This window comes from uncultured Senegalimassilia sp. (assembly GCF_934630535.1).
GTDB lineage: Bacteria > Actinomycetota > Coriobacteriia > Coriobacteriales > Eggerthellaceae > Senegalimassilia.
This window is the reverse complement of sequence record NZ_CAKTVU010000011.1, coordinates 47,782-71,521: the sequence shown is the minus strand read 5'-3', so window position 1 is coordinate 71,521 and position 23,740 is coordinate 47,782. Positions and strand designations below refer to the sequence as shown.

19 protein-coding genes are annotated in these 23,740 nt (G+C 65.2%); 11 read left to right on the top strand and 8 right to left on the bottom strand.

Annotation, left to right across the window (positions count from 1 at the left end; all coding sequences use genetic code 11):
• Positions 1–420: 420 nt before the first annotated feature.
• Together Q0D52_RS07075 and Q0D52_RS07070 are read left to right on the top strand one after the other, a co-directional pair.
• Positions 421–936, top strand: coding sequence for a ferritin (locus Q0D52_RS07075; protein WP_294381313.1), 516 nt, complete (start codon positions 421–423; stop codon positions 934–936).
• A 606-nt stretch (positions 937–1,542) separates the two neighbouring features.
• On the top strand, positions 1,543–2,727 hold the full coding sequence (locus Q0D52_RS07070; RefSeq protein WP_294361803.1) for an iron-containing alcohol dehydrogenase: 1,185 nt from the start codon (positions 1,543–1,545) through the stop codon (positions 2,725–2,727).
• Positions 2,728–2,985: 258 nt separating this feature from the next.
• On the opposite strand, the gene Q0D52_RS07065 is transcribed toward Q0D52_RS07070, so the two are convergent.
• The 7 genes from Q0D52_RS07065 to Q0D52_RS07035 all read right to left on the bottom strand — a co-directional run bounded on the left by Q0D52_RS07065 (position 2,986) and on the right by Q0D52_RS07035 (position 10,509).
• Positions 2,986–3,675, bottom strand: coding sequence for an LrgB family protein (locus Q0D52_RS07065; RefSeq protein WP_294381310.1), 690 nt, complete (start codon positions 3,673–3,675; stop codon positions 2,986–2,988).
• Positions 3,676–3,678: 3 nt separating this feature from the next.
• On the bottom strand, positions 3,679–4,365 hold the full coding sequence (locus Q0D52_RS07060; RefSeq protein ID WP_294381309.1) for a CidA/LrgA family protein: 687 nt from the start codon (positions 4,363–4,365) through the stop codon (positions 3,679–3,681).
• A gap of 270 nt (positions 4,366–4,635) precedes the next feature.
• Entirely contained in the window at positions 4,636–4,809 is a 174-nt protein-coding gene (locus Q0D52_RS07055) for a hypothetical protein (protein WP_294381306.1), read from the bottom strand.
• Positions 4,810–5,835 (bottom strand): cytochrome d ubiquinol oxidase subunit II, encoded by a 1,026-nt coding sequence (cydB, locus tag Q0D52_RS07050; protein ID WP_294381304.1) that lies wholly within the window; start codon positions 5,833–5,835, stop codon positions 4,810–4,812. It abuts the gene before it with no gap.
• Between the two features lie 2 nt (positions 5,836–5,837).
• Positions 5,838–7,265, bottom strand: a complete 1,428-nt coding sequence (locus Q0D52_RS07045) for a cytochrome ubiquinol oxidase subunit I (protein WP_294381302.1) — start codon at positions 7,263–7,265, stop codon at positions 5,838–5,840.
• 120 nt (positions 7,266–7,385) lie between these two features.
• On the bottom strand, positions 7,386–7,754 hold the full coding sequence (locus Q0D52_RS07040) for a phage holin family protein (protein WP_294381300.1): 369 nt from the start codon (positions 7,752–7,754) through the stop codon (positions 7,386–7,388).
• A 127-nt stretch (positions 7,755–7,881) separates the two neighbouring features.
• A complete protein-coding gene (locus Q0D52_RS07035) occupies positions 7,882–10,509 on the bottom strand; it encodes an ATP-binding protein (protein WP_294381298.1) in 2,628 nt (875 codons plus the stop codon).
• A gap of 332 nt (positions 10,510–10,841) precedes the next feature.
• Here Q0D52_RS07035 and rlmD point away from each other — a divergent pair, with 332 nt between their 5' ends.
• The 9 genes from rlmD to Q0D52_RS06990 all read left to right on the top strand — a co-directional run bounded on the left by rlmD (position 10,842) and on the right by Q0D52_RS06990 (position 22,369).
• On the top strand, positions 10,842–12,218 hold the full coding sequence (gene rlmD / locus Q0D52_RS07030; protein ID WP_294381296.1) for a 23S rRNA (uracil(1939)-C(5))-methyltransferase RlmD: 1,377 nt from the start codon (positions 10,842–10,844) through the stop codon (positions 12,216–12,218).
• A gap of 30 nt (positions 12,219–12,248) precedes the next feature.
• Entirely contained in the window at positions 12,249–13,448 is a 1,200-nt protein-coding gene (gene tilS, locus Q0D52_RS07025; RefSeq protein WP_294381293.1) for a tRNA lysidine(34) synthetase TilS, read from the top strand.
• Positions 13,445–14,140, top strand: a complete 696-nt coding sequence (locus Q0D52_RS07020) for a nucleoside triphosphate pyrophosphatase (protein ID WP_294361793.1) — start codon at positions 13,445–13,447, stop codon at positions 14,138–14,140. The genes tilS and Q0D52_RS07020 overlap by 4 nt, the downstream gene beginning before the upstream one ends.
• Before the next feature lie 288 nt (positions 14,141–14,428).
• Positions 14,429–14,971 (top strand): hypoxanthine phosphoribosyltransferase, encoded by a 543-nt coding sequence (gene hpt / locus Q0D52_RS07015; protein WP_294381291.1) that lies wholly within the window; start codon positions 14,429–14,431, stop codon positions 14,969–14,971.
• Positions 14,972–14,984: 13 nt separating this feature from the next.
• Complete coding sequence (gene ftsH, locus Q0D52_RS07010) at positions 14,985–17,165, top strand: ATP-dependent zinc metalloprotease FtsH (RefSeq protein WP_294381290.1); 2,181 nt, start codon at positions 14,985–14,987, stop codon at positions 17,163–17,165.
• Positions 17,166–17,333: 168 nt separating this feature from the next.
• Positions 17,334–18,659, top strand: coding sequence for a dihydropteroate synthase (folP, locus tag Q0D52_RS07005; protein ID WP_294381288.1), 1,326 nt, complete (start codon positions 17,334–17,336; stop codon positions 18,657–18,659).
• A gap of 216 nt (positions 18,660–18,875) precedes the next feature.
• Entirely contained in the window at positions 18,876–19,760 is an 885-nt protein-coding gene (locus Q0D52_RS07000; RefSeq protein ID WP_294381286.1) for a biotin--[acetyl-CoA-carboxylase] ligase, read from the top strand.
• A gap of 156 nt (positions 19,761–19,916) precedes the next feature.
• Positions 19,917–21,440: an MATE family efflux transporter gene (locus tag Q0D52_RS06995; protein ID WP_294381284.1), complete on the top strand. Its 1,524-nt coding sequence runs from the start codon at positions 19,917–19,919 to the stop codon at positions 21,438–21,440.
• Positions 21,441–21,775: 335 nt separating this feature from the next.
• Positions 21,776–22,369: a biotin transporter BioY gene (locus Q0D52_RS06990; protein ID WP_294381282.1), complete on the top strand. Its 594-nt coding sequence runs from the start codon at positions 21,776–21,778 to the stop codon at positions 22,367–22,369.
• A 230-nt stretch (positions 22,370–22,599) separates the two neighbouring features.
• Here Q0D52_RS06990 and Q0D52_RS06985 read toward each other — a convergent pair whose 3' ends face one another.
• Positions 22,600–23,712, bottom strand: coding sequence for a 3-oxoacyl-ACP synthase III family protein (locus tag Q0D52_RS06985; protein ID WP_294381280.1), 1,113 nt, complete (start codon positions 23,710–23,712; stop codon positions 22,600–22,602).
• Between the last annotated feature and the right edge of the window lie 28 nt (positions 23,713–23,740).

Sequence of the window (23,740 nt, the reverse complement as noted above, 5' to 3'; positions counted from 1 at the left end):
GACCATGACGGTCGCCTGGACGCTCTAGCCGCCCGCGGGGCGGGGCGCCCGGCCCCGCGCCTGCCGCGGGGAGCGGGGTGCCCTTCCCGCCCGAGCCCCGTCCCCGTTCGGGGCGGGCGCCCGGGGCGGGCCCCTTCCCTTGGAGCGGCGGCCACCCGAGCCGCCGCCCTCCCTTCCCCAGGCCGCCGCCCAATCCCCGGGCGGCGGCCTTCCTGCGTTCGGGGGCGATTTGCGCGGCGGCTTCGGGTCCCGACACTTGGGGTTTCGGCTGAAGCGTTGGATTGACTTTGGGACGTCTTGAAGTGGCTGCTTTGGGGAATCCGGACGCCTGGTGCTACGTCCCCGAGGCGTCTGGGGTAGTATGAAACGGTAAGGGAAGCCCGGCGGTGGGTTCGGGCGCGTGTCCTGAAGGAGGATGCCATGGATGCAAAGGTGTACGAGCTGATCAACGATCAGATTCGCAAGGAGCTGTACTCGGCGTACCTGTACCTGTCGTTTGCCGACTATTACGAGGAAGAGGGCCTGGAGGGTTTCGCCCATTGGTACGAGATCCAAACGCAGGAGGAGCGCGACCATGCGCTGATCTTCCGCAAGTACCTGCATGAGAACGGCTGCAAGGTGAAGCTGCAGGCCATCGACCAGCCCGACAAGACCTTCAGCAACCATCTTGGGCCGCTGGAGGCCGCGCTGGAGCATGAGAAGTACATCACCAGCACCATCAACGACATCTACACCGCCGCCCTTGAGGCGAAGGACTACCGCACCATGAAGTTCCTGGATTGGTTTATCGAGGAGCAGCAGGAGGAAGAGGACAATGCCGAGAAGCAGGTGTCGCGCATGAGGCTGTTCGGCAGCGATGCCAAGGCGCTCTACGACCTGGACCAGGAGAACGCGGCCCGCGTATACACCGTTCCCAGCCCGCTGGCGAACGCGTAGCTTCGCGGCGAAGGCGGGGTGCCGCTTTTTGCGGGAGGTTCGCCCGGATTCAACAAACGCAAAACCATGCTGAGAAGGCGCTCCGATGCGAATCGGCGGCGCCTTTTTTGTTGCTTCGTATCATTCACAGCGCCTATCGATTGCGGGATTTGGTGAACAGAATATGCATAAATCGTAGATTATTATGCAATTCTATAAAATGCGAGAAATGTCAGGCGTGTGGCTATAACGCGAGGTCAGACAGCGAAAATCGACTGTTTCATCCACGTTAACAGGCATCCTTGAAAGTTGCGAGAAATGAATCATCGTGCAAGAATACTACTCGTCCGACAGAAGACAAATTGCAAAACTCAAACGACTATCTTCGCCAAATCGACTGTCTCGGGTTTGCAGGTTTCGTTGCCAAGCGGAACGTGGGATGCCAAGATCCCGCACATTGCCTGTCGGGATTCCTTTCGAAAGCCGGGTCCTTCCTGCCCGGCTTTATTCTTTTCTCCTTGTGCGCTTGCAAGAAACACGAGCCGTACGCGTTATACTGAGCGCATCGTGCTGCTTGCGGGCGAGGGTGGGCGGCGCGTCGTCCCGAAACCAAGGAAGGCGGTTCCCATGGAAGACTTCGAGTTCGTTTCCCCTACGCATTTCGTGTTCGGTCATAACGCCGAAAGCAAGGTCGGCCCCATGCTGGCTGAGCGCGGCGCGCATAAGGTGCTGCTGCACTACGGCGGGCAGAGCGCCATCAAGTCGGGCCTTATCGATCGCGTGTGCGCATCGCTCGAGCAGGCGGGCATCGAGTACGTGAAGCTGGGCGGCGTGCGCCCCAACCCCGAGATCGGCCTGGTGCGCGAGGGCGTTGCGCTGTGCAAAGAAAACGGCGTGGACTGGGTGCTTGCCGTGGGCGGCGGTTCGGTGGTCGACTCCTCGAAGGCCATCGCCAACGGCGCCTGCATCGATTACGACGTGTGGGAGCTCATCACCAAGAAGCACCTGAACACCGAGGTGCTGCCCATCGCCGTGGTGCTCACCATCCCGGCCGCCGGCAGCGAGGCTTCGAAGAACACCGTCATCAGCAACGACGAGCTGGGCATGAAAACCGGCTACGCCAGCAACTACCAGCGCCCGAAGCTGGCGTTCATGAACCCTGAGCTCACGTTCACGCTGCCGCCGTTCCAGACGGCAGCCGGCATCACCGACATGTACTGCCACCTGCTCGAGCGCTTCTTCGACGATGTGGGAGCCGTGCCCGTCACCGACGGCATGAACCTGTCCGTCATGCGCACCATCCGCGCCGAGGCCCCGCGCGTGTTGGCCGAGCCCGAGAACTACGATGCCCGCGCGAACATCATGTGGGCCGGCATGCTGTGCCATCAGGGGCTTTTGGGCATGGGCCGTCACGAGGACTGGGCGACGCACGGCCTTGAGCACGAGCTGTCCGCCTACGACACCACCGTCACGCACGGCGCCGGCCTGGCCTGCCTGTTCCCGGCATGGATGGAATACGTTTACGACGCCAACCCGGCGCGCTTCGCGCAGTACGGCTATGAGGTGTTCGGCCTGGCGCCCACGGGCGACATCGAATCCGACGCGCTGTCGGCCATCGACGAGACGCGCATGTTCTTTGCCAGCCTGGGTATGCCCATCAGCCTGGGCGAGCTCGGCCTTGACGAGGACAACATCGAGGACGCTATCGCCGAAATGATCCCCACCCTGCGTGAGAACAAGGGCGAGCCGTTCGGCAGCTTCAAGAAGCTGACCATGGAGGACGCCGCCGAGATTTACCGCTTGGCGCTGTAATGGAATCGCCCGCCTGTCGATGTCCGGCAGGCGGGCGATTGCGAATAGGGAAGGGCCCTGCGGCTCCCCTCGATTTCAAATCGCACGGCGTAGCCGGAAGGCTGGCGCCGTGGTTGGAAGCGAATCAGGGAAGCCGCAGGGCCCTTCGCGGTTTTCGGCGGGTTTTGCGGGGGCTGAGGCGGGAATCGAGGCCGTTGCCCTAGCTTTCGCGTCGGTGTGGCGGGAGAGCGCCGCGAAGCTAGTGCGCCGGGAAAGTGGCTACACAAAGCAGCTGGCGATAATCACGATGGCGGTGGTGAGCAGGCCCGATACGGCGATGCTGACGCCGGACATGGCGCCTTCCAGCTCGCCCATCTCAAGCGCCTTCGTGGTGCCCACCGCGTGGCTGCACGTGCCGATGGCCACGCCCTTGGCGATGCGGTTGTTTACGCGGAAGATCTTCGACATGAGCGGTGCGAAGATAGCGCCGAGGATGCCGGTGATGATGACGGCCGCCACGGTGATGGACGTGATGCCGCCCAGCTGCTCCGACACGGCGATGGCGATGGGGGTGGTCACGGACTTGGGAATGAACGACGTGGCCATCTCGTCGCCCAGGCCGAGCAGCTCGCAGAGCGTGTATGCGCTGATCATCGACACGACCGAGCCTACCAGGCAGCCGCAGAAGATGGGGATGAAGTGCTGCTTGAGGATCTGGCGCTGGCGGTACACCGAGTACGCCAGGGCGACCGTTGCCGGCCCCAGCAGAAACGAGATGAGCTGCACGCTCGACTCGTAGGAATCCAGCGGGATGTGGAAGACGCATAGGAGCGCGATGATGAACGCCACCGTCACCAGCAGCGGGTTGAGCAACGGGGAGCGCACCTTCTTGTACAGCGCCACCGCCAGCTTGAACACGATGAAGGAGACGACGGTGCCCGCCGCCAGGGTTGCGATAAGGTTCAACATGGGTTAGGCCTCCTTGCCGGCAACGGGGGAGATGACGCCGGTTGCGGGTGTATGCGGATGGTGCTTGTCGGCGCCTTCGCCATGCGTATTGCCGGAATCGGCGTTTTTGACCTGGGACTTTGCCGCATTCTCTGCTTCAACGGCGGGGGCCAGTGCGGTGTCCTTGCCCATCTTCGCCATAACCCAGGACACGAACAGCACCGTGTAGGAAGTGGCCAGGAACACGATGACGGTTGTGGCGATGCAGACGAACGCGAACTTCGCCGCTGCGGCCTGCAGCATGGAGAAACAGCCCATGATGGCCACGCCGGCGGGTATGAAGAACACGGACATGTTGTCGATAAGGTAATCGCATGCCTCGCTGATGTATTTCGTCTTCAGGATGTGCGTGCCCAGCAGCACGAGTAGCAGCACCATGCCCAGGATGTTGCCGGGAAGCGTGATGGGCAGCACGGAGGCCAGCGCGCAGCCGGCGGCGTATACGCCCATGATCAGGCATAACTGTGCCAGCAGCAGCAATCCGTGCCTCACGGAGCGCTGCAGGCGCTGCTTGGGGGTGTCGGCGCCCTTGAACATCTCGTCGTGCGTTTCCCTCAAATCGCCTTTGACTGAAGCGACGAATTCCTTGAAGTGTGCCCAGATTTTGCGCGCACAACACTTGACGCTTGCGGCGTCGTTATTCGATTTCATGATGCGTGGAACAACCCCTTGCCTGTTTTTGGGAATAGGTACCGTTTGTGTAGGGTTTCATACTAGGACGCTTATCCGGCATTTCAAAAGTTTGCCGGGGAATCCACGCGACCGGCATAAGCCGTGCAGCGGAACCTCACAAAACCCGGGCACGCGAAAGGGGCGATGGGAATCGCTTCCCATCGCCCCCCTGCGAGAAGTTAGCGGATCGGTTGTCTGGCTTTCGGCTGGCTGACTCGGTTTCGCGCTTCCGGCGTCAGGCCGGCGGCGTTAGCGCCCCTGGGCCTTCCATGCCAGCGCGGCCGCGGCTATGATGAGCGCTGCTACCGTTGCCACCAGGCCGATGGTGGGCGCCTTGTACCCGACAAGCATGATTGCCGTGCCGAACAGCGCCATGACCAGGCACAGGATGCTCAGCCATTTCATGTAACCCCGCGCGTCCATCTAGTAGTTCACATCCTTGTCGTCCAGGCGTCCGCGGAAGACGCGGTACGCGATCACGTGGTACGCCAGCACCAGCGGCACGCCCACGCAGGCGATGCCGGTCATCCACGCCAGCGAGGTATCGGAGGACGCCGCGCTCATCAGCGTGATGGATGCCCCCACGCTGCCCGGGGCGGCAACTACCAGGTTGGGGAACAGCGTGACCGCGGCAAGCGCTACCAGTCCAGCTGCCGCCACCGACTGCAGAAGGAACGCCACCAGGTCGTTGCCCTTGCGGCCCAGCGCGATCGACGCGACGACGCACGCAAGGAACACCAGGGCGATGACCACGCCGGCTGCGAGCATGCCCGGCGCGAACACGGGCTTCACCACGGCGAACGCCAGGACCGTCGCAACGGCGAACAGCGCCAAGGCCGCGATCTGGCAGGGCACGCGCAGCTTCGCGGCGCGCTCATGCACGGCGGAGCCGGCGGGCGCCTTCAGCGCCACCCATGCCGCACCTGCCGAAAGGCACATGGCCAGACCAAGCAGGCCGGCGACCAGGGTAAACGGCGACAGCAGGCCCAGAAGCGGCACGCCCGCGTAATCGCCGTTGGCAGCCATGGGGATGCCTGCGATCACGTTGCCCAGCGCCACGCCCAGCAGCAGCGCCGGCAGGAACGAGCCCACGGTGAAGCAGACGTCCCAGGCGCGCGCCCATTGCGGGTCGTGGGCGCGGAACTCAAGCGATACCGCGCGGACGATCAGGCCGAACAGCACCAGCATAACGGCTAGGTAGAAACCCGAGAACGTGGTGGCGTACGCCGCGGGGAACGCCGCGAACAGCGCGCCGCCGGCGGTGAGCAGCCACACCTCGTTGCCGTCCCAAACCGGGCCGATGCTGCGGCGCACGAGCGCCCGCTCGCGCTCGTCTTTCGCCAGCGCGCGGTACAGGACGCCCACGCCCAGGTCGAACCCGTCGAGCACGAAGTACCCGGCGATCAGCACGAAAATCAGAAAGAACCAAAGGACTGCAAGCGCGCTCATGGCTATTCCCCTTCCTTGACGGCGTCGTTATCGGCGGCGTTGGCCGCGGGGGCGGCATCGCCGACGGGGCCGCGCTCGATGAAGCGCGAAATCACGCGCGCCCATCCGATGAACAGGAACACGTACACGGCTGCGAACAGGGCCAAGGTCAGCAGCAGCTCAGGTGCGGACACCGACTGCGAGATGGCGTTGTTCGTCAGCAGGCTCACGCCGTCGGGACCGGACGTGGAAGGGTAGACGACCCAGGGCTGGCGACCCACTTCGGCGGTGATCCAGCCAACCTGGATGGCGATGAACGGGAACAGGGGGCTGACCAGCAGCAGCTTCTGCAGCCAGCGCATGGAGCGGATGCGGCCGCCGCGCAGGGAGAACACCACGGCAAGGATGGCCGTGATCATGATCAGGCCGTACATGGCCACCATAAGGTGGTACGACTGGAACACCAGGTTCACGGGCATGTCGGCCACGTCCATGTCGCCGTACTTCTCGGTCTGTGCGAGCGAGTTCAGGCCTTGGTACTGCGCATCCCACGTGCCCGTTGCCAGGAAGCTGGTGCCGCCGGGGATGGAGAACGGGGTGATGACCTGCTGGTTCTCCTCATCGACCCAGCCGAAGGCGTACAGCGGCGGGACCTCGTCGTCGTACATGCCCTCCATCATGGCAAGCTTGGTGGGCTGCTCCTGCGACACCTCCACGGCGGAGGAGTGCGCGGTGACGATCAGGGCGCACGAGGCCACGATGCCCACGACGGCGCCAACGCGGATGGTCTTCATGGCGAAGTCGGCGTGCTTGCCGCGCAGCAGGTACCATGCGCCCACGGCCAAGGAGGCGAACGCGCCCAGGATCAGCAGCGCCACCACCACGTGGGTGTAGCGCGGCAGCGTGGACGGGTTGAACGCCGCGGCCAAGAAGTCGGTGATGACGGCCTTCGAACCGTCGGCGGCCAGCTCGGCTCCGGCAGGCGTCTGCATCCACGAGTTCGCGATGAGGATCCACAGCGCGCTCAGGCACGAACCGGCCCACACCAGCCACGCGGACACGGTGTAGAACAGGCTGGATACCTTGTTGCGCCCGAACAGCAGCACGCCCAGGAACACCGATTCCAGGAAGAACGCGAACAGGGCCTCGGCGGCAAGCGGCGCGCCGAAGATGTCGCCCACGAAGCGCGAGTAGTCGGCCCAGTTCGTGCCGAACGAGAACTCCATGGTGATGCCCGTGGCCACGCCGATGGCGAAGGTGGCGGTGAAGATGCGCACCCAGAAGCGCATGGCGTTGCCGTCGGCCTCGCTACGGCTTCGGTGGTACTTGGTGGCGAAGATGGCCAAGATCAGGCCCAGGCCGATGGATAACGGGACGAAGATGAAATGGTACGCCACGGTCAGCGCGAACTGGATTCGCGAGAGCAGCGCGACGTCGGATAGCATATCCATGAGAACCCCCTCCTATGTTCATATGCTACTAAACTAGTAACATAATACGTCGCGAAACGAGAAAATGGAAGTCTTAACGAGATTTTGTCTCGGTTATTTTTAACCCGGTTGCTTCTTCGCCTAGTTGTCGGCGACGACGGAGTTCATGATCGCGGACACGATGCTGATGACGATGGACGCGAAGAACGCGCTGCCGAAGCTGGAGATGTAGAACCCCACGTGGAACATGCCGTTGCTCAGCCATGCGGCCAGGTACAGCATGGCGGTGTTCACCACCAGGTAGAAGATGCCGAACGTCAGGCACGTGATGGGCAGGCTGAGCAGCTGCAACAGCGGCTTGATGCTCATGTCGATAAGCGACAGCGCCAGGCCGGTGATGGCCACGGCGATCCAGCTTTCGGTGGTGCCCAGCACGGCGATGCCCGGGACCAGCCATACGGCGGCCCCTACGGCGACGGCGGTGACCAGCCAACGGATGATGAATTGCATGGCGTCTCCCTTCAGTGCGGCGGTACATAGGTTAAGGCGGTTCGCTTTCGATTATAGCCTCGCGTTATGCGCAGGGCGTGTGCAGCGCCGCACGGTCACGCCGCGGCGCGCGGCGCGACCTGCTTCGCTAACGATCGTCGTCGCGCTGCAGCTCGTCTATGGCCTTCGCCAGGTCGGCGATCTTGAACGGCTTGCCCACGTGCGCGTTCATGCCCGAGTCCAGCGCCTTCTTCACGTCGTCGGCGTAGGCGTTGGCGGTCAGAGCCACGATGGGGATGGTCTGCGCATCGGGGCGCGGCAGCTTGCGGATGGCGCGCGTGGCCTCGTAGCCGTCCATCACGGGCATCATGGCGTCCATGAGCACGGCATCGAAATGCTGCGGCTCGCTTTCGGCGAACAGCTCCACGGCCTCCTTGCCGTTTTGCGCCTGCTCGAGGGTCGCTCCGCGCTCGGTGAGCATCTCGGCCAGGATGATGCGGTTGATCTGGTTGTCCTCGGCCACCAGGTAGCGCCGGCCCTTGAACACCTCGGTATAGGAGGGGCGTTTCTCGTCCGCATCGTCCTTCGCGTCGTCGCGCTCGGCATCCTTGCCCGTTCGCTTGCCCTTGCCGGGGTCGTTGTCGGCGGCCTTGCACGGGCACGGCTTCGCCCCTTCGCCTTCGCCCAGCTTGAACTTCAGCTTCACGGTGAACGTGGTGCCGTGGCCTTCCTTGCTCTCCACGTCGATGGTGCCGCCCATGGCGTCTACCAGGGCTTTCGTGATGGTCATGCCCAGGCCGGTGCCCTGGATGCCCTGCATCTGCCTGCCCTCGGCGCGCTCGAACGGGGCGAAGACGTGGTCGATGAACTCGGGCGGCATGCCCATGCCGTTGTCGCGCACGATGAAGCTCAGACGCACGAAATTCGGGCTGGTCTGCTCGTGCTCTTCCACGTGAAGCGCCACCATGCCGCCGTCGGGCGTGTACTTCACCGCGTTCGACAGCAGGTTCAGCAGGATCTGGCGCACGCGCAGTTGGTCGGCGGCGAAGCTGCGGTGCTGCACGTTCACTGCATCGAGCGTGAGCAGCTGCCCCTTCGCGGCGGTTTGCGGCCGCATGATGGCGTCCACGTCGCGCAGCAGCGTGTCCAGGTCGCAGCATTCCTCCTGCAGCTCGATGGCGCCGCTTTCGATCTTGGACATGTCGAGCACGTCGTTGATCAGACTGAGCAGGTGCTGCGACGAGGCCTGGATGGTGGCAAGGCATTCGTCGGTCTTCTCCCAGTCGCCGGCGTTGTCGCGCGCTATCTGCGTCATGCCCATGATGGCGTTGATGGGGGTGCGGATGTCGTGGGACATCTTCGCCAGAAACGTGCTTTTCGACTGGTTGGACTGCTTGGCAATGGCCAGCGCCTGCTGCAGGCGTTCGCGGCTTTCAGTCTCCTTCGTGCGGTCGAACAGCACGTACACCAGCTTCTCTGTGTCGCCCACCTTCGCGCGGAACAGCGTCTCGTGGTACCAGCGCAGCTCGCCGGTTTCCTGATGGCGGCGCGTGCTGTCGCCGTCGCGGTGGTCGTTGCTGGGAAGCGTGTGCATGTTGGATTCGAGCAAGCTTTCCGATCCCGGCTCCAGCGAGCGGTCGATGTTGCGCACGTCCTTGGCGATGTCGGCGGCGGGGATGCCCAGGATGCGCTTCGTGTTCGGGCTGACGTAGTCCACCGCGCCGCCGTCGGGGCTGAGCATGACGAAGATGTTGTCGGTGCTGCCTGACAGCGCGCTGAACAGCTGCTCGCGGTATTTCACCTCTCTGACCTGCTGGTCGAGCACGCGGCGCCCGTGCTGCACCAGGATGACCACCACGAGCGCGGCAAGCGCGAACAGCACCACCGACACGATGGCGATGGTGAGCAGCTGCACCTCCGACATGCTGGCGTTGACCACGTTGCTCGGGACCACGCCAACCATCACCCAGTCCTGGAACCCTACGGGCATGTAGGTGAGGTAGTACTGGTTGTTGGCGGTGGAGAACTGCGTGGTGCCGCTTTGACCTGCGTCGATGTCGGAGTGGATGGCGTCGATGCCGCCGTCTTCGCCGAACGAGGCGATCTGGTCGAGCCAGTCGAGCAGGTTGGATGATTGCGAGTACTGGTCGGTGGCGGAGAACAGCAGGTCGCCGGCCGGTGTGATGACGAAGCAGCTGGACTGCCCATCGAAGGCGTTCACGTCAAGGGCCGCCTCCATGTCGTGGTTGTTGTAGCTTATGGCGATGGCCGAGTATTCGAACCCGTCGAACGAGGCGGGCGTCACGGGTGTGGCGAACACCGTGAGCCCCGTGCCGCTGGTGGGGACGGTGTCCGCCACGATGCTGTTGCCGCCGTTCAGCTGGTCGAGCTGCTGGCCCAGGTTCAGGGTGCCGCGTTCGCCGTCGGGCGTGGCGTAGGCGCCCTGCGAGTTGATGAAGTAGAAGTCGGTGAAGCCCCACTTGGCCTGTTCGCCATCGATGAACCTGCGCGCCTGCTCGGCGTCGTCGCCGGATACGGCGCCGTCGGGCGAGTGGGCGGCGGAGTCCTCGAACATGGTGTTCCAGGTGCTCAAGTGGTTCCAGTTGTCGGACACCAGCATAGAGAACGTGTTGTTGACCTGGGAATATATCTCCTTCAGGTGGTCGGCGCTCTCGTCATGCACCTTCTCTTGGATGAAATGGACGTACAGGCCGCACACGCAGGCAAGCGTCACGATGACGATGCCGATGGCGGCGGCGAGGGATCGTCGTTGCATGGGACCTCGTTTCGGGAAAGCGCGAGCGATGCCCGCGCGGGGCGTATCGAAGGTTTCGGCGGCCGGCGCCGGCGTATGCGCGCCGGGCCCGTCGCGCATACGAGCCCGGCGCGCATGCGTTGGGCGAGCCGTCGTCCGCACCATCATATGCGCTCCGGACGTGGCGTGCGGCGGCGCGGGCGAACGTGTGCCGAACCGTGCCGCGTCCGTTGACGGCCCGTTACGGGCAGGCGTGGATTCTGCCTTGAGGTTGCCGGCGGCGCAGCCCCGCCGGCCGCGCATGTGCGTATACTAGGTAGTTACGGTTTTATGCAAGCGGACAAGGGGAGCTCATGAAGGAAAACGGCCAGAAGCGCGCAGGCGGGCAGGGCGGGAAGCGCCCGCGGCAGGCGGCACGGCCCCAGGCCGGTTCTCGGCGTCAGCAGGAGCGCAGGCAGGAGGGCAACGTGGCGGCAAGCGGCCTGCCGCAGTGCCCGGTTGCGCGCCAGTGCGGCGCCTGCCAGCACGTCAACCAGCCCTACGACCAGCAGCTTGCGGCGAAGGACGAGCGCGTGGCTCAGCTGTTTTCCCGGGTGGCGGCCCCCGATGCGCTGCGTCCCATCCTGGGCATGCAGGACCCGTACGCCTATCGCAACAAGGTGATGTCCCCGTTCGCCCCCGGCGCGCCGCGCAAGGCCGCGCCCGGCAAGCGCGGCGGCGGCAAGCGTCCCAGCCGTTCGGTCTCCCCGCAGCGCGACATCCTGTGCGGCATGTACGCCGCCGGCACGCACCGCATCATCGACACGGGGGAATGTCTGATCGAGAACGCCCAGGCCAAGCAGGTCATCCGCGCGGTTCGCAGCCTTATGCTCAAATTCGGCATCCCGCCCTACGACGAGGACCGCGGCACCGGCTTCATGCGCCACGCTGTGGTGCGCGTGGGGCACACCACCGGCGAGGTGCTGGTCACGCTGGTCACCAACGGCCAGCAGTTCCCCGGCGCGAAAAGCTTCTGCCGCGAACTGGTGCGCCGCTGCCCGTTCATCACCACGGTGGTGCAGAACATCAACGAACGCCAGACCAACGTGGTGCTCGGCCAGCGCGAGCAGGTGCTCTACGGCCCCGGCTTCATCCTGGACAAGCTGTGCGGCTTGAGCTTCCGCATCTCATCGCAGTCGTTCTACCAGGTGAACAGCGTGCAGACCGAGGTGCTGTACCGCCAGGCCATCGAGCTGGCGGGCTTCACCGGCGCCGAGCACGCCATCGACGCGTACTGCGGCACGGGCACCATCGGCCTGGTGGCGGCCTCCATGGGCGCGGCGCAGGTCACGGGCGTGGACTGCGTGGAGTCCTCCATCCGCGACGCGCGGCAGAACGCGCGCCACAACGGCGTGGACAACGCGCGTTTCGCGGTGGCCGACGCCGGCGCGTTCATGCGCGACATGGCTGCGCAGGCCGCGGCGGCGGGACGTGCGGGCGCCGATGAGGAGGGCCGCCCGCTCGTGCTGCTCATGGACCCGCCGCGCGCCGGCTCCACCGAGGAGTTTCTGCGCGCCGCGGTGCAGCTGGCGCCCGAGCGCATCGTCTACATCTCGTGCAATCCGGAAACGCAGGTCCGTGACCTGGGCTTTCTCAAGCAGTTCGGCTACGGCGTGCGAACAGTGCAGCCCGTGGACATGTTCCCGCACACCGACCATATCGAGACCATCGCGCTCATCGAGCGCATGTAGCGGCAACCATATATATAGGTAGGGAAGGAAATGGCAGAGCAACAGCGAACGGGGAACGGGGCGGCCGCGGCGGGCGATGCCGGGCTCGGCGCCGATGCGGCAGCGCGTCCCAAGGACGTGCTCGCCGTGGCGCGGCGTACGATCGAGCAACGCGGGCTGGCGAACGCCGAGACGCCAGTGCTGCTCATGGTGTCGGGCGGCTCGGACTCCACGGCGTTGGCGTACGTTGCGCGGCAACTAGCCGATGAAGGGGCCATCGGGCCCATCGCCATGCTGCATGTGAACCATCGGCTGCGCCCCGACGCCGCCGATCAGGACGAGGCGTTCACGGCGCAGCTGGCCGAGCTTTTGGGAATTCCCCTGTTCAGCTGCCAGATCGACGTAGCCGGTCAGGCGCAGCGCGAAGGCGGCAACGTGGAGGCGGTCGCGCGCCGCGAGCGCTACCTTGCTGCCAACGAGGCGCTCGCAAGCCTGTGCCGCCATGCGGCCGCGCCGCTGTCCGAGGGCCGCATCTTCACTGCCCACACCGCCGACGACCGCGTGGAGAACTTCTACATGCGCTCCATGGTGGGCACCGGGCCGGGCGGCTTCCGCGCCATGAAATACGCCAACGGCCCCGTTGTCCGCCCGCTGCTCGATGTCGGCCGCCAGGACCTGCGCGGCTACGTGCGGCAGCGCGAGCGCGAGGGGCTGCCGTGCACATGCGACGCCGAGGGCTGCCTGTGGCGCGAGGACGCTACCAATGCGCATACCGATCGGTTCCGCGCTTACGTGCGTCACGAGGTCATCCCGCACGTGAAGGAGCGCAGCCCACAGCTGCTCGAGGTGCTCGGGCGAACCATGAACCTGATCGCCGATGAGGACGATATGCTTGAGGAAATGGCATCCGACCTGGTGAAACGCCATATGGCGTGGACCGAGGCGCTGCCCGACCGTCCGCCGGCCTACGAGGAGGGCGGCGTGCTCGCCCCCGAGTTGGGCATCCAGCCCGTGCCGCTGCAGCGCCGCGCGGCCGTGCGGGTGCTGCAGGCCATGTTGGGCCCCGATGCGCGCGTGGAGACGGCGTCGATCGACGCGGTGCTGGCGGCATGGGACGCGCCCGGCACCCCGCAAGCCGCCCCGCATGGCGGATACGTTGTCAACATCCAGGGAAACCTGGCGATCAGTGCGAACAAGCGCGGCGTGAGGCTCGAGCCCATGGCCGCGTTCAGAGCAAGGAGAAGGAAATGAGCGAACAGCCCATGCCGCAAGACGCGGCGCAGGAAAACGAACAGGCCGCAGCCGAGCAGGCGCAGGCCGCTGAGCAGCCGATGACCGTCGACGTGATCCTTGCCAGCGGCAGCCCGCGCCGCAAGGAGCTTCTCGAGCGCGAGGGCGTGAACTTCACCATCCGCGTGTCCGAGGTTGACGAGTCGCTGGAGCCCGACCTTGAGGCCAACCCGCCCGAGGCGGTGAAGAAGCTGGCAGAGCGCAAGGCCGGCGCCGTGGTGCAGGAGGTGCTCGGCGAGGGCTACACGGGCATGGCGGCCATCATCGGCGCCGACACCATGGTGGTGTGCGACGGCGAGATCTTCGGCAAGCCGGCAAGCATATCCGACGCCAAGCGCATGCTGCGCCGTCTGCAGGGCAACACGCACGAGGTGCTCACCGGCGTGTCGGTGTGGTTGGTGTCCGCGCCCAACGCCGAGGACGTGTCGCTTGGCTTCCGCACGTTCGTGGACCGCGCGGCCGTCACGTTCCATCCGCAGACCGACGAGCAGCTGGCCGAGTACCTGAAGTGCGGCGAATCGTTCGACAAGGCGGGCGCATATGCCGCCCAGGGCAATGGGGCCAAGCTCATTAAGCACGTCGAGGGCGACCTGGACACCGTCATCGGCCTTCCGGTTACGCGCCTGCTCAAGGAGTTTCCCGATCTGAAATAGCCGGCTGCGCCGCTCCTGCGAGCGGCGGGCCCTCGGCATCCCGGGGCGCTGCGGCGCCCCGGTTCGCGTCTAGGGCGTGCCGACGCCTTGGCGGCATCGCCTGCTTGTCCCGGCGGGCATGCGCAGCGCGCCGCCTCCGGCGGTTTCGGTCGGTTCACAGGCGCTCATATTTATGTGGCGTTACGGTATTGTCATGTGCCCGCTCGGGGCGAATGGTACACTTGTGCTCGTTCATATAAGGGCGTCTAGGACGCTCTTCAGGCGAAATGCATCGAAGAGGTAATCATCGTGCACGAAAACATCGATCGAATCCTGTTCACCGAGGATGAAATCAAACAGCGCGTCGCCGAGATCGGCGCGGGCATCACGCAGGATTACAAGGACGACCCCGATGGCGTCATCCTCATCTCGGTCCTGCGCGGCGCGGCCATCTTCATGGCCGACCTGGCACGTCAGATCAAGCTGCCGTGCGAAATGGACTACATGGCCGTCTCGTCCTACGGCAACGGCGTGAAAAGCTCCGGCGTGGTCCGCATCCTGAAGGACCTGTCCTCCCAGATCGAGGGCCGCAACGTGGTCATCGCCGAGGACGTCCTGGACTCCGGCCTCACGCTCACCTACCTGCTGAAAACGCTGAAGGCGCGCAACCCGAAGTCCATCGAGGTCGCCACGTTGCTGCGTAAGAAAACCCGCGCGCAGGCTAAGATCGACTGCGCATACGTGGGCTTCGAGTGCCCCGACGAGTTCATCGTGGGCTACGGCCTGGACTACGCCGAGCGCTACCGCAACCTGCCGTACATCGGCGTCCTGAAGCCCGAGCTCTACAACTAGGAAAGCAAGGCCTATGCCGCAAAACAACAAACCCCAGATCCAGCAGCCCAATCCCCGGACAACCATCATCTCGGTTGTCCTTTTCCTGCTGGTGGCCTTCTTCGTGGGCCAGCAGTTCATGAGCATGTCGGAAGCTTCGCAGGGCACCACCGATAAGCTGGTGGCATCCGAGTTCCTGCAGGCGGTCGACCAGAACCGCGTCACGGAGGTCACGTACAGCGCCGGCGACTACACCGTGTCCGGCACGTATTACCCCGCCGTCACCGCCGGCGATTCCGCCGCCGATGCGTTCAACAGCGCCATCGACGCCATGAACGCCGGCATGGCAACGCTGAAGGACCCGTATACGGGCAAGGCGCTCTCGGGCGTGGGCACGCAAGACATCGAATCCCAAACGCTCGGCCAGGAGCATAAGTTCACGTGCACGTGGGCCGGCAGCTCGCTGTCCGAGCTGATGGCGCAGCACCCCGAGATCAAGTACGAGGTGAAAACCCCCAGCCCGTGGGGCGACATCCTCACCACGCTGCTGCCCATCATCCTTATCGGCGCCATGCTGTTCTTCCTGTTCAACCAAATGGCGAAGGCGAACAACTCGCAGATGAACTTCGGCAAGGCCAAGGCCAAGCAGAGCATCGAGGAGCGCCCTGACGTGCGTTTCGCCGACGTTGCCGGCGTCGACGAGGCCGTCGAGGAGATGCAGGAGATCAAGGACTTCCTGGCCAACCCCGCCAAGTATCAGTCCATGGGCGCGAAGATCCCGCGCGGCTGCCTGCTGGTGGGCCCTCCGGGCACCGGTAAAACGCTGCTGGCCCGTGCCGTGGCCGGCGAGGCGGGCGTGCCGTTCTTCAGCATCTCGGGCTCCGACTTCGTCGAGATGTTCGTGGGCGTGGGCGCCTCCCGCGTGCGCGACCTGTTCAAGCAGGCTAAAGAGGCAAGCCCCTCCATCGTCTTCATCGACGAGATCGACGCCGTCGGTCGCCAGCGCGGCACCGGCCTGGGCGGCGGTCACGACGAGCGCGAGCAGACGCTCAACCAGCTGCTCGTGGAGATGGACGGTTTCGAGGCCAATGACTCCGTGGTGCTCATCGCCGCCACGAACCGCGCCGACGTGCTCGACCCCGCGCTGCTGCGTCCCGGCCGCTTCGACCGCCAGATCGTGGTGGACGTGCCCGACGTGAAGGGCCGCGAACGCATCCTGACCGTGCATGCGAAGAACAAGCCGCTCGGCAGCGACGTCGACCTTCCCTCCGTTGCCAAGCTCACCCCCGGCTTCTCCGGCGCCGACCTGGCAAACCTGCTTAACGAGGCTGCCCTTCTGACCGCGCGCCGCAACAAGAAGATCATCACGCAGCAAGAGGTTAGCGAGTCCATGGAGCGCGTCATCGCCGGTCCCGAACGCAGGGGCCGCGTGATGGACGACCAGACCAAGCACACCATCGCCTACCACGAAAGCGGTCACGCCCTGGTGGGTCACCTGCTGCCGAAGGCCGACCCGGTGCACAAGATCAGCATCATCAGCCGCGGCCGCGCGCTGGGCTATACCCTGTCCATCCCCAAGGAGGACAAGGTCCTCAACTCGGTGGGCGAGATGCGCGACGAGCTGGCGGTGTTCATGGGCGGCCGCGTGGCCGAGGAGATCTTCTGCGACGATGTGACCACCGGCGCCAGCAACGACCTGGAGCGCGCCACGAAGATGGCCCGCGCCATGGTCACGCAGTACGGCATGTCCGCCGAGCTGGGCACGCAGGTGTTCGGCCAGCCTAACCACGAGGTGTTCCTGGGCCGCGACATGGGCAACACGCAGGACTACTCCGAGGAGACGGCCCGCCGCATCGACGACGAGGTCGCGCGCATCATGAAGGAGGCGCACGACCGCGCCTACGAGATCCTCAGCACGCATCGCGAGCAGATGGACCTCATGGCAAGCGTGCTGATCGAGCGCGAGACCGTCGAGGGCGAGGCTTGCAAGGCGCTGCTCGACAACAACTGGAGCGACTATCTCCAGCGCGAGGGCGATATCATCGCCGCGAAGGAGGCCGAGGAGGCGGCGGCACGTGCTCGCGACGAGCAGCTTGCCGACCCGAACTGGAACGGCCAGCAGGCCGGCCAGGTGCCGCCTGCGCAACCGGCCGGCGCTCAGCCGCCGGTTCCCCCCACGGGCGGTCAGCAGCCCCCGTATCCGCCGGCAGAGTAAGCCGGCGTGGTGCCGCGCCGCACCTTCGCGGTGGGCGGCGGCGGGAGCGCTTGTGCGCGGTGCATCGGGCCATTAGCCCCGGTGCGGCGGGCGCGATGTGAAAACGTCAAGGTACAGCAAGAAGGCGGGCCGTCAGGCTCGCCTTCTTTTGAAAGAAAGGCATTCAGCATGATGTGGAAATGCGGCTCGTTCGAGTTCGATACGCGCAAGCCGGTGGTCATGGGCATCCTCAACGTCACGCCCGATAGCTTCAGCGACGGCGGCACGCACAACACGCCCGAGGCGGCGCTGGCCTGGGCGCAGCAGATGCTCGACGAGGGGGCGCACATGATCGACGTGGGCGGCGAGTCCACGCGCCCCGGGTCGGCAGAGGTGAGCGTCGAGGAGGAGACGGCTCGCGTGCTTCCCGTGGTGCGTGCCCTTGCCGAGCAGGGCGTTTGCGTGAGCATCGACACCCGTCACGCCGCTGTTGCCAAGGCGTGCGTGGAAGCCGGCGCCGCCATCATCAACGATGTCTCGGGCTTCCGTGATCCGGCTATGGTGCAGGTCGCCGCCGAAAGCGATTGCGGCGTGGTGGTCATGCACATGAAGGGCGAGCCGGGCACCATGCAGCAGAACCCGCAGTACGACGACGTGGTGGCCGAGGTGCGCGACTATCTGCGCGATCAGGCGGCCATGCTCGAGGCCGCCGGCGTGGCGCCCGAGCGCATCTGCGTCGACCCGGGCCCGGGTTTCGGCAAAACGGCGTCGCAGACCCTTGAGCTCGTGCGCAACTTCCAGGAGCTTGCGCGTCTGGGCTATCCGGTCATGGTGGCCGTGTCCCGCAAAAGCTATCTGGGCTTCGCCTACGGCATCGACGACCCGGTCGAACGCGACCATGTGAGCGCCACCGAGGCGCTCATGGCGTGCGAGCTGGGCGCCGGCGTCGTGCGTGCGCACAACGTGGCCGAAACGGTGAAGGCGTTGTCCGACATGCGCCCGTATGCGTTCTTGGGCCTGGGCTGCAACGTGCCGCTGGTGGCCGAGCCCGGCGAGGAGCTTGAGGGCAAGATCGCCATGCTCAACCAGGCCATCACCGAGCTGTGCAGCCTGCCCGATTCGCAGATCATCGATATCTCCAGCTTCTACGAGAGCGAGCCGGCGTACTACGAGGACCAGGACACGTTCGTCAACGCCGTGGTGCTGCTGCGCACGGGCATCGCGCCGAAGGAGCTGCTGGGATACCTGCACGCCATCGAGAACAGCCTGGGCCGCGTCCGCGAGATCGAGAACGGCCCGCGCACGTGCGACCTGGATATCCTGGACTATCAGCTCTACGTCACGGACAACGACGTGCTCACGCTGCCGCATCCGCGCATCCTCGAGCGCGACTTCGTGTTGAAGCCGCTGCTGGAGCTGCGCCCGAACCACGTGTTGGCCGACGACGTGTGCGTTGCGAAGGCGGCCAAGCCGGAATCCGAGCGTTACGGGAAGGCCGAGCGCGTCAGCCGTTAAGCTGCGGAAAACGGTAGGGCTTGCGGATGACCGAAGGGCGCCAGGGCGCACTTGATGGTCCGGGCTTCGGGCTCGCAGGCTTTGGTGCTTGGCTGCAGGTCCGGGCTTCGGGCGGAGGGGGTCTCAGACTTTCGGCTGCCGGGCGATCCTGGGCCTGCCATTGCTTCACGGCGTTCTTGTGCCGTGGCGTCATATAGGGGGAGAAAGGTGCTGGGTATGCAGTTCCGCGTGCAATCGTTTGAGACCGTCACGTCAACGAACGACCTGATCAAACGCGCCATCGAGATCGGAGAGCCCGAGGGGCTGGCCGTGCGCGGCCTACGGCAGACCGCCGGCTACGGCAGGCAGGGTCGCGCATGGGAAAGTCCCATCGGCGGCATGTACCAATCGTTCCTGCTGCGCCCCAGCGTGCCGCCGGCCCAGCTTCCCACGCTCAGCTTGCTGGTGGGTCTGGCCGTCCGCCGCGCGATTACAAGCCTCGTCCCCGAGCTTGACGGCCGCGTGCAGGTGAAGTGGCCGAACGACATCGTGGTTGCCGAAGCGCCCGCTTCCCTGGATGAAGCCGCGCCCGCGGCAGGCGAGGGTTCCGCTTGCGGGAAGGGGTCTTCGCTCCTTTGCGGCGCTGGCTTCGACAGCGCTGCCCCCGACGGCGACTCCCAGCCTAGGCGCCCCTTCCATAAGCTGTGCGGCATCTCAACGGAGATGCACGCGCGGGCGCTGTGCGTGGGTGTGGGCGTCAACGTTGCCCGTCCGGCCGATGCCGCATCCGCGCCGGCAGGGAAGAACATCCCGGTGTACCTGGATGAGCTGGGATTTTGCGAAGGCTCTGTCGAAGACCGCATCCGCGCTGTGGCCGATGCGCTGTGCGAGCAGCTTGCCATCGTATACCCGCTGTGGTGCGAGCAGGGCTTCGAGCCCTTCCAGGCCGAGTTCGACGCTTGCTCCGCGTTGTCCGGCCGCTTCGTGCGCATGGAGGACCTTTCGGGCAACGTGCTGGCGGCGGGCACGGTGACGCGCGTGGCCCCGGACGGTAGGCTGGTGCTGCGCACGCCGGAGGGTGTGGAGGTGTTCGCGAGCTCGGGCGAGGCCCATATCCGCTAGGCGTCGCCCGTCTTCCCTTCTCGATTTGATATGCATGAACGATGGAATCCCGGCACGGGATCTTTCCGCGTGCGCTGTCTGTAGGCCGCCGGTCATACAATGGAAAGCTGACGAATATTTTAGGTAGTAAAAGGTTTCGAAAGGCAGCACGTAAGCATGACGCAAGAGCTAGAAACGAAGGACGGATCCGTGGCATCGGCCCATCCGGCGGACGCCCAGGGCAAGCCCGCCGTCTCCGGCCACCAGGGCAAACCTAAGCAGCACGACAAGGTAACGCGTATGGGCACGGAGTCCATCCCGCGCCTTATCACCGAGTTCGCCGTCCCCTCCATCTTGGGCATGCTGGTCAACGGCGCGTACAACGTTATCGACTCCATCTTCCTGGGCCAGGCTATGGGCGAGATCGGCCTGTCCACCGCCACGGTGGCCATGCCCATCATGACGGTGTTCATGGCCATCGCCATGCTGGTGGGCAACGGCGGCAACGCCCTGGCCGCACTGCGCATGGGCGAGGGCAAGCCCGAGGAGGCCGAGCGTAGCCTGGGCAACACGGTCACGCTTTCCCTTATCGCTTCCGTTGTGGTGGCCATCGCCATGTTCATCCCTGCCTGCATCAACGCGCTGCTCAGCGTGTCGGGCGCCACTCCCGAGGACTGGGACTACGCCATGCAGTTCATCCGCATCATCAGCTTGGGCTTCATCTTCCAGTGCATCGGCATGGGCGTGAACAACTTCATCCGTACCGCCGGCGCCCCGAACCGCGCGCTGGGCACCATGATCATCGGCGCCGTGGCGTGTACCGTGTTCAACGCGCTGTTCGTGCTGGTCATGGGCATGGGCGTCGTGGGCAGCGCGCTTGCCACCGTGTGCGGCCAGGCCATCTCGTGCGCCACGGTGCTGTGGTACTTCTGCCTGACGAAGGGCGTCCCCATGCGCCTGCACCTGCATATGATGCCGCTGCACGGCGAGACCGTGCGCCTGATCTTGTCGCTGGGCCTGGCAAGCTTTGCCGTCCAGGCGGGCATGGCCGCGGTGAACTTCGTGCTGAACAACCTGCTGAACATGTACGGCGCGCAAAGCCCCATCGGCGCGGAGGGCGCGCTGGCGTCCATCGGCGTGGTGCAGCGCGTGGCATCGTTCGTGGTGTTGCCCCTCATCGGCATGTCGATCGCCATCCAGCCGCTGCTCGGCTTCAACTACGGCGCGCACCTGTTCAAGCGCGTTAAGAAGACGTTGGCCTGGGGCATTGCGGGCAACACGGTCATCGCCGTGGTGCTGTGGGCGCTCGTGCACCTGTTCCCCGCCCAAATCGTCGGCTTCTTCGGCATCACCGACCCGAACCTGCTGTCGTTCACGGTGTTCGCCCTACAGGTGCAGCTGTTCCTCATCCCGTTCGTGGGCTTCCAGATCGTGGGCTCGAACTACTTCCAGGCAACGGGCCAGCCGGCGAAGTCGGTGTTTTTGTCCCTCACGCGCCAGATCCTGTTCCTAATCCCGCTCTATATCGGCCTGCCCATGGTCATGCCCGTATGGTTCCCGGGCTATACGGGTCTGGACGCGCTGTACTTCGCGTGCCCCGTGGCGGACTTCCTGGCCATCTTCACCACCGGCGTGTTCGTCCTGCTGGAGCTCAAGCGCCTGCGCAAGCTGGAGAACGGCCAGCTGCAGGCCAAGTTCTAACGGTGCGAAGGGCGAATGCTCATCGGGGATATGCCGCCCCATTGCCGTTGCTGGTGGCGCCGTCCGCATCCTCCCCGAGGGCGCCCAGCTTGAGCGTAGCGCCCTCTTCTTGCCGCTGATGGCGCTCGCTTCGGTAAGCTCATTTGTTTCAGCCTTGCAACGATTTTGCGCTGCAAGGCTTTTTTGCGGCCAAAACCGGCGAGGGAAATTGTGCGCGTGCTACAATTCCGCTGTGAATTGTAGGAAATGGATCGATGCGTTCGGCGCAACGATCGCCGCGATGGTGTCGCGGATGGGCCTTCCGGGCGAACCGGGAGGACAAGGAAGGGGAAGTTGTGGAACAGGTTCAGAAGAAGACGGCCGCCGGGTCGCGCACGCGTTCGATCGCGTTCGTCGCATTGACGGTCGCCATCACGGCGGTATCGGCGTGGGTGACGGTGCCCCTGGGCCCCGTGCCGTTCACGCTGCAGATCTTCGCCGTGGCGTTCATGGTGCTGGTGCTGCAGCCGAAAGAGGCCGTTGCGGCCATCACTGCGTACCTGGTTCTGGGCGCCGTGGGTGTGCCCTTGTTCAGCGGCATGCGCGGCGGCATCGGCGTTCTAGCCGGTGCGACCGGCGGCTTTCTGTGGGGCTACCTGCTGGGCGTGGGCCTTGCCGTGGCCGTGCGCTTCGGCCTGAAGGCCGTGCTGGCTCGCGATGGCCAGGCGAAGGGCGCCCGTGCGTTCGCGATCGACTTCCTGACCGGCCTGGTGTTCCTTGCCGTCGCTTATGTGTGCGGCTGGGCTCAGCTGATGGCCGTGGCGTCTATGACGCCCGCCGCCGCCTTCGCGGCCGGCGTTGCGCCGTTCATCCTGGTCGACCTGGCGAAGCTGGTCGCGGCCGTCATCTGCGCCCGCGCCGTCAACGCCGCCGTGGGGCATCGCGCATAAGCGATTAAGCATATCCCAAGCACAACGAAAAGGCCCGCATGAGCGGGCCTTTTCGCGTTCTGGCGCAGGGTGCGGGGCGTAAGGTTTGCGGACGGGGTTTCCGGCTGTCGGGCGTGCGGGTGCGCAAAGGAGGGGTTTGGCGCACCCGCACACGCGGGCTTGCTGGACGACCTCGCGGCTGCTGCGCCGCCTTGCCCTCGCAGAGTCGGAGAGCCGAGGTCGGCGGGCTGTTATGCCTCGTACAGCACGGCGCCGCTGGTGAAGCCGCCGCCGAAGCCTACGAGCACCACCTTGTCGCCGGGGTGGATGCTTCCGTTCTCGTACGCATCGCACAGCGTCATGGGGATGCATGCCGATGACGAGTTGCCGCGATGCGCGATGGACACCTGGAAGCGCTCGAGCGGCAGGCCCATGCGCTTGGCGGCGTACTTGATGATGCGCAGGTTCGCCTGATGCGGCACGATGAACTGCACGTCGTCGATGGTCAGGTTCGCACGGTGCAGCACTTCCTCGATGGCGGCGGGCATGGCGCTGGTGGCGAACTTGAACACCTTCTGGCCGTGCATGCTCAGGACCTGGCGCGGAGCTCCGGCGGCGATGCGCTCCGTGGTGTCGAGCTCGGCATCGATGAGGGCGATGCTGGGATCGGCTTGCTGCAATGCGTTCGGGTCGACGCCTTCGGGCGTGAACGGCTGGGGCGCGTCGAAGCAGGCGGGGCAGGTGAGCGCGTTGGTGTGGTCGTCGTCGTTTTTGATGAACCACGACAGGATGCCGGGTTTGCGCTCGTCCCATTCCACTACGGCGGCGCCGGCGCCGTCGCCGAACAGCACGCACGTGTTACGGTCGGCCCAGTCGACGACGCGGGTCAGTCGCTCGCCGCCGACCACCAACGCGCGCCTGATGGGGTTGCGGCCCGCTGCGCCTGCAGCGCTCGGGGCGCTTGCGGCCATCATGGACTCGGCGATGGTCAGGCCGTAGATGAAGCCCGTACATGCGGCGTTCATGTCGAACGCCGCGGCGTTGACCAGGCCCAACCGCCTGCGTAGCACGGCGGCGCAGGTGGGGACCATCTCGTCGGGCGAAATGGTGGAGTAGATGACGAGGTCGATGTCCTCAGGAGCCACCTTGCACTGCGAATAGCCGCCGTCTGCCCAGCCGAGCGCCTGGCGTGCGGCGCCTTCGGCCATGTCCACGTTGCCCTCGGTCACGCAAACGCGTCGGGAGAGAATGCCCGTGCGCGTGGAGATCCACTCGTCGGTGGTGTCAACCAGTTTGGTCAGCTCTTCGTTTGGCACGTCAAGTGCGGGCAGCTGCTTGCCGCAGCCGATGATGGTGCAACCCATGATGCTCCTTTGGTATGCGAGGCGATGC